This window comes from Bacillus sp. C30, from assembly GCF_040838255.1.
GTDB classification, from domain to species: domain Bacteria; phylum Bacillota; class Bacilli; order Bacillales; family Bacillaceae_G; genus Bacillus_A; species Bacillus_A mycoides.
The window spans coordinates 1-6,875 of record NZ_JBFPJH010000174.1 but is presented as its reverse complement, the minus strand read 5'-3'; the positions used below and the strand labels follow the sequence as shown (position 1 = coordinate 6,875).

The 6,875-nt window shown below is 31.0% G+C and carries 4 protein-coding genes and 1 pseudogene; 3 read left to right on the top strand and 2 right to left on the bottom strand.

What is annotated here, in order from left to right; all coding sequences use genetic code 11:
• Together AB3X49_RS15335 and AB3X49_RS15330 are read right to left on the bottom strand one after the other, a co-directional pair.
• A partial coding sequence (locus AB3X49_RS15335; protein WP_367963122.1) for a condensation domain-containing protein occupies positions 1 to 1,768 on the bottom strand: 1,768 nt, incomplete at its 3' end.
• Between the two features lie 79 nt (positions 1,769 to 1,847).
• The gene (locus tag AB3X49_RS15330) at positions 1,848 to 3,857 is read right to left on the bottom strand and encodes a type I polyketide synthase (protein WP_367963120.1); all 2,010 of its coding nucleotides are present in this window, start codon (positions 3,855 to 3,857) and stop codon (positions 1,848 to 1,850) included.
• A 559-nt stretch (positions 3,858 to 4,416) separates the two neighbouring features.
• Here AB3X49_RS15330 and AB3X49_RS15325 point away from each other — a divergent pair.
• The 3 genes and pseudogenes from AB3X49_RS15325 to AB3X49_RS15315 all read left to right on the top strand — a co-directional run.
• The gene (locus tag AB3X49_RS15325) at positions 4,417 to 5,397 is read left to right on the top strand and encodes a TauD/TfdA family dioxygenase (protein WP_367963118.1); all 981 of its coding nucleotides are present in this window, start codon (positions 4,417 to 4,419) and stop codon (positions 5,395 to 5,397) included.
• 24 nt (positions 5,398 to 5,421) lie between these two features.
• Entirely contained in the window at positions 5,422 to 6,420 is a 999-nt protein-coding gene (locus AB3X49_RS15320; protein ID WP_367963116.1) for an ABC transporter ATP-binding protein, read from the top strand.
• A gap of 4 nt (positions 6,421 to 6,424) precedes the next feature.
• Positions 6,425 to 6,875: pseudogene (locus tag AB3X49_RS15315) on the top strand (ABC transporter permease); the annotation flags it as partial.

Here is a 6,875-nt window from a genome sequence, read left to right as displayed (position 1 = left end):
TCATACGACTATCTTGAATCATAAATTCTAATCTTTTTTGTGGATAATTGGCATCTAATGGGACATATATAGCACCTATTTTTAGAATTCCTAAAAGGGTTGTAATAAGTTCATTGGATCTTTCGATACAAACACCTACAAAATCTCCTTTTGCTATCCCTAAATTTCTAAAAAGGTGTGCATATTGATTGGCTTTTTCATTAAGCTCTCGGTAGGTGATCTCCTTCTCTTTAAATGACAGAGCAATATGATTTGGTGTTTTTTGAACTTGCTCCTCAAAAACCTGATAAATAGCTTTTTCTTTAGGATAATCTGTTGTAGTTTGATTTAAAGAGCAAAGAATTTTCCGATCTGTTTCACTTAGCATTAAAAAATCGGATATATTTTGGTCAGGATTCTGTACGATTTCCTTTAAAAGAGAATGGAATTGTTGTGCCATCATAGATACAGAAGAGTGATGGAATATTTCACTAGAATAGATCCAGCGTGCTGTTAGTGCGTTATCATCTTCTAATATTTCAAGAATGATATCAAATTCAGTTCCGGATTCTTCAAATTCAATGCTATTTACTTTTAAATTAGGCAAACTAAAAGAATGATACGGATTTTTTTGATAACCCATTAATACCTGTACTACAGAATTTGAAACAGCTGCATTCTGTTTTGTAATAGCTTCAACAATCTTTTGATAAGGTACTGCTTTTCTTTTAAAAGCTTCTAAATTTGTAAGTTTTACTCGTTCTATTAATTCATTGAAGCTTGGATTATCCCATAAATTTACTCGTATAGGTAACGTATTGATAAAGCACCCAATAAGTGGTCTAGTGTCTCGACGATCACGTAAGGTAATGGGAACACCTATGATTAAGTCCTCTTGTTGGGTATAGCGATGTAAAAAAACAAAAAAAGCAGCTAATAAAGTAGTAAATGGAGTAGTACGATTTTTTCGACTGAAATTGCGTATTTGGTCAAATAATTCTTTTTCAAATTTAAAATTTAAACTCGTTCCTTTTAAAGAAGGGGCTATAGAGCGAGTATAATCAATAGGTAAATTAATATCGTCATATTTATCTGAAAATGTATTTTTCCAATAGTTTAGATTGTTTTCAAACTCAGCCGTGTTAAATTCTTTGGTGGAATCAACTACAATATCATAATGTTGCACTTTTAATTTAGGCAGCTGTATTGAATCATGTGCTATTTTTGCTGTATAGATTTGAATCAATTCTTTAATTAATATCTCCACTGAAGGGCCATCAGCAATAATGTGATGCATATTCATAATTACAGCATGTTCTTGAATATCAAATTTTAGAAAATGGACTGTAAGTAAAGGTCCATTTTCTAAATCGAATTTCTTTGATGATTGTACTTTTGCCAATTCGATAATTTTTCTATCCCGATTTTCTCTTGCTATTTTGGTGAAATCAATTTCTTCAAATGAGATCAATACTTCATCAACTATTTCTTGATAGGGTACATGATCTTGATCATAAGAAAATTTAGTTCGGAAGGCATGTTGCCTTTGACCTAACTTCAAAAAAGACTCTTTGAGTAAAGGTATATTTAACTCACCGTGGAAATACAATCCGAATTGTATAAGGTAAGAAGGAGTGTTTGGATTTAATTTATTCATATACCACATAGATTCTTGCATAGGAGAAAGTGGATATTTTCTTGTTTTTTTAGCAGGTGCCGTATTTAATAATTTAGATTTTTCTTCAGAATGCGATATATTTTTTGAATTTTCCGGGCCTCTTTCAAGCATTGTATTCCCTCCAATATAGTGAATTTAGATGTACGAAAATGATGTGGAAAATGCCTTAATATATTTCGGGATATAAAAGTTACTCTCTACCGTATTTGGTAAAGCATAAATCGCATAAATCTCCAATGGTATTGATATCAAATGTTTCTTCACTAGTTAAAAAGATCTGACCATCTGTTTCCTCTTCAATTTCTACAAGGAAATCAATTAAAGCTATAGAATCTCCACCCACTGCATAAAAATCATCATTTCTTTTCAAACTAGAAACTCCCAATAATCTTTCTAATATTTTTATTATTTTCTTTTCAAGATCAAAAAAAGCATCTTCTTTATCACAAGAGGATGAGCAAGATGTACAAGGATCTATCTCATCTTTTAATTGTTGTTCCAAGTCAAGCGCTTGTTCTCCTTTCCAATAAGATACACGCTTGAAAGGATATGATGGAAGTGGCGTTTTATAATATTTTTTCATTTTATATAATTGATTCCAATCGATGTTATTTCCATCAAGCCATTTGTGTAAAAACAGATTTAAAATTTCATCATGTTGATTTATATTGGATGGTTCTTGAATATGTGATTCATCTAAATGATTAATTAATTCTTCTATATTAGAGGTGATAGTTGCCCATCTGTATTCAAAAGCTTTCCTTCCAACATTTAGGGTGTAAGAGATATCAGCTAAATTTAGATTTTTGTTTTGGATTAAATATTCTTTAAGATGCTTTTTAATTTGAATTAACTGTTCATTTGTTCTAGCTGAAAGCGTAATTAACTCAGCATTTTGTATATGACTTTTTTCCTTTTCTATATCTGGAGCTTCTTCTACGATAAGGTGTGCATTTGTACCGCCAAAACCAAATGAACTTACTGCACCACGTCTTGGACTCAATTCAGTATCTCTCCATACAAGGGCTTCTTGAGGTACATAAAAAGGACTATTTTCAAAATCGATGTACGGATTTGGCTTGCTAAAATTAAATTGAGCAGGTAGTATTTTATTTTTTAAACTCAAAACTAATTTAATTAATCCTGCAATTCCCGCTGCATGTGTTAAATGACCAATGTTACTTTTTACTGAGCCGATTGCACAATAATTTTTGTCCGATGTATATAATTGATATGCAGATTTTAATGCTTCCATTTCAATAGGGTCACCTAAAATAGTTCCTGTTCCATGAGTTTCCACATAAGATATTGTTCGAGGATCTATTTTGGATTTTTCAAGTGCACTTAAAATCACTTTTGTTTGTCCTAATTGACTAGGAGCAGTATAACTTGCTTTATCACTGCCATCATTATTTATGGCACTTCCTTTAATAACTGCATGAATAAAATCTTTATCTCTTATTGCATTTTCTAATTTTTTTAATACAACTACACCTGCACCGTTACCTTCAACAGTTCCAGTTGCTTCTGCATCAAAAGGTTTACATTCTCCATTCGAAGAATAGATTAATCCTTCCTGATAGATATATCCTTTAAACTCTGGAACATTTATGGAAACCCCTCCTGCGATAGCTATGTCGCTACTTTGATTTAACAAACTTTGACAGGCCATATGTACAGACACTAATGATGAAGAGCAGGCGGTTCCAACAGAAATACATTCTCCACGTAAGTTAAGTTTATACCCCACTCTCGTAGCTAAAAATTCAGGAGCATTATTAATATAATTTTGAAGCGTTGTAGAGGCTGTTTGCTTTGAATCAGATTCAATAGGTTTATATTTACTTGGACTGCAGCCAGCATATAATGAAATGATTCCTTCATAGTTAAATGGATTATACCCTGCGTTTTCCAGAGCTTCCCATACGACTTCTAAAAATATTCGATGTTGAGGATCTAGTGATGCAGCTTCTGTTGGTGAAATATTAAAAAATTCAGCATCAAATTTATCAATATTCCCAAGGATTCCACGTGCATTCACTAATTTTTGTTTAGAATTTATTTTATTATCCGTTTGAGTGAAGTTAAAGTAAGTAATTCCATTTAATTTGTTTCGAAGTAGTTCCCAATAATGTTCTAAAGTAGGACTTTTAGGAAAGCGTCCGCCTATACCAATTATTGCAATATCTTTAGAGTCCATATAATTAGCTCCTTTATAAGTAAAATTTATCTTTTTAAGAAACGTTAATATTTTGGTTGCATACACCTTTTTTTATGCGATTATTAAAAAATATTTGCTTTAATGACCTATTTTATACACTTGCTAAAAATATTTTTTCAATGAATTATGCTGTAGAGTTCGAACTTCTGCTTATTGAAATAATAATCATTCAAATATTTTTCGCTTTATCTAACGATTAAAAAATATTTATAAAATGAACTTTGTTGTAATCAAATTGAAGACACGAGATTTGAATTTCATAATGCAGATTAACACTCTGAATGTATATGTATAAGAACATATGAGTTTTTTGAAAAAGTAATTGTATAAGAATTTTTCACATTTTTATAATTTACATTAATTGAGATGTATATTTTGTACACAATGTTATAAATATAAGTTTATAGCTAGAACGCATTCTCTTAACTTAAACCATTATAAATCAAGCAAGCTAATTTTTTAGCAAGCATGTAAAATTTATGTTTAAAGTTATCATTATTAATAAAGGTAGAAATATAAAAAAATGGAGGCGTAAATTATGATAAACCTAGATTTATTTCAGGAAAAATTTAATGTACAAATTATTAAAGGCTCTTTATTAGTTCTCAAACCGAGAAAGGAGACTACTCATATACTGCAGTGGATAGAGGATCACAAAAAAGAGCTAAATAACGCATTATTACACTTTGGTGGGTTATTATTTCGTAATTGTAATATAGACTCAATTGAAACGTTTAATAATTTCATTTGTATATTCTCTGAAAATTTAGAGGAATATACAAATGCATCAACCCCAAGAAATAAAGTTAGTGGAAATATATATACCTCTACAGACTATCCAGCAGATCAAAAAATCCCACATCATTCTGAAATGTCATACACTTCTACTTGGCCAATGAAAATATGGTTTTATTGCATGACCCCGTCAAAAGAAGGAGGAGAAACTCCTATTGCCGATAATCGAGAAATTTTAAAACATATTGATTCTACTATAAAAATGAATTTTAAGGACAAGGGTGTAAAATATGTTAGAAATTTTTACGAAGATGGTATGGGGATAAATTGGGAAAAAGCGTTTAATACGAATGATAAATCAAAAATAGAAAAATTTTGTAGAGATAAAGGTATTAAATTTAACTGGTTTGAGGGTGGATTAACTACCGAGGAAAAAGGACCTGGTATTTATACACATCCTATAACTCGTGAGGAAATTTGGTTTAACCAAGCGCATTTATTTCATATTTCTGATTTTGATTTGACCACACAAGAATTTTTATTAGAACAGTATACAGAAAAAGGGTTACCAAGAAATTCCTATTATGGAGATGGAACGAAGTTTGATGCTGCAGTGTTATCCCACATTCAAGATGTATATGCAAAATGTGAAATATCCTTTCCATGGGAGAAGGGAGACGTATTGATGCTTGATAATATGTTAATGTCTCATTCTCGAAATCCTTTTAAAGGCGAACGAAAAGTAGTGGTAGGTATGGCCGATATGTACACTACTAAAAGATAAATAAATATTTTGGGGGTTAAATAAATGATCGTTAATGTTACAGATTTAAGTAAAAGTTATAAAGTAAAAAGGAAGTTACCAGGATTACAAGCGAGTATGCGTAATTTAATTCATCCAAAATTTGAAACAGTAAGTGCTGTAAACAACGTTTCATTTACCATTTCCAAAGGCGAAATTGTCGCTTTTATAGGTCCTAATGGTGCTGGAAAATCTACTATTATAAAGATGTTAACAGGATTATTGTATCCAACCAGTGGAAAAATAGAAATAATGTCACTTAATCCTTGGGAAAAGAGACAAGAATTTTCATTTAAAGTAGGAACCGTTTTTGGACAAAAATCACAACTTTGGTATCACCTACCTCCGATAGAGGCGTTTTCCCTTCTGTCAAAAATTTATGAGCTAGACGAAGCATCTTATCTAAAACAACTCAATAATTTAGTAGAACTGTTTGATTTGGAAAGCTTTCTCTATACTCCTGTAAGAAAACTTAGTTTGGGACAACGTATGAGATGTGAAATTGCAGCATCTTTAATTCATCAGCCAGAACTATTGTTTCTTGATGAACCAACAATAGGTTTAGATATTGTTGGAAAAAGGAAAATTAGAGAGGCATTACTAGCGATGAATAGAGAATTTAAGACAACTATTATCCTTACCAGTCATGATTCTGGTGATATCGAACGGTTATGTAACAGAGCAATTGTCATAAATAAAGGGAATATTATGTTTAATGATAATTTAGCTACTTTGCATTCAAATTTTTTTACACATAAAAAAATATATGTAAGATTTTCCGATGATAACATTCCTACTTTGACTCAAACAGGGATAGAGATAATAAAGAAGAATTTGAATGAAGTTGAATTTAAGGTGGATATAAAAAAGAATTCATGCACCCAAATCATGCGAGATATTATGGGGAATTTTAATGTTGAGGATTTTACAATTTTTAATCCTACTATGGACGAGATTATTCATCAAATTTTCACACTTGAAAATGAAAAGATGAAGAAGGAGTGAAAGCATGAAAAATCTTGAAAATGTCTTAACTAAATATTATTCAATTTTTATAACTTCAGTCAAAAGTAATTTAGCTTATGTGAAAGAAACATTGTATGGAACAACGTTTATGCTAGTGATCATGTATATTTTTATTAATTTGTGGGAAGTCGCTTTTGCTTCCAAAAGTACTAGTCTTAGTATGGATTTTGTTCAAACAGTTTGGTATCTGCTAATAGCAGAAGCAATTGTCCTAAGCTTAAACCCTGTTTATATAACGATTGGTGAGGAAGTTCAATCAGGTTCTTTGGCATATACAATAAATCGACCATACAACTATTTAGCGTATCATTTCTTCAATGGTTTAGGAGAAAGTTTACTTCGTTTTATTATTAATTTATTTTCCGGTGCGATATTGGTGTTAATCCTGGTAGGACCAATTCATGTAGAGTTCCTAAGTTTAGCACCAATCGGAA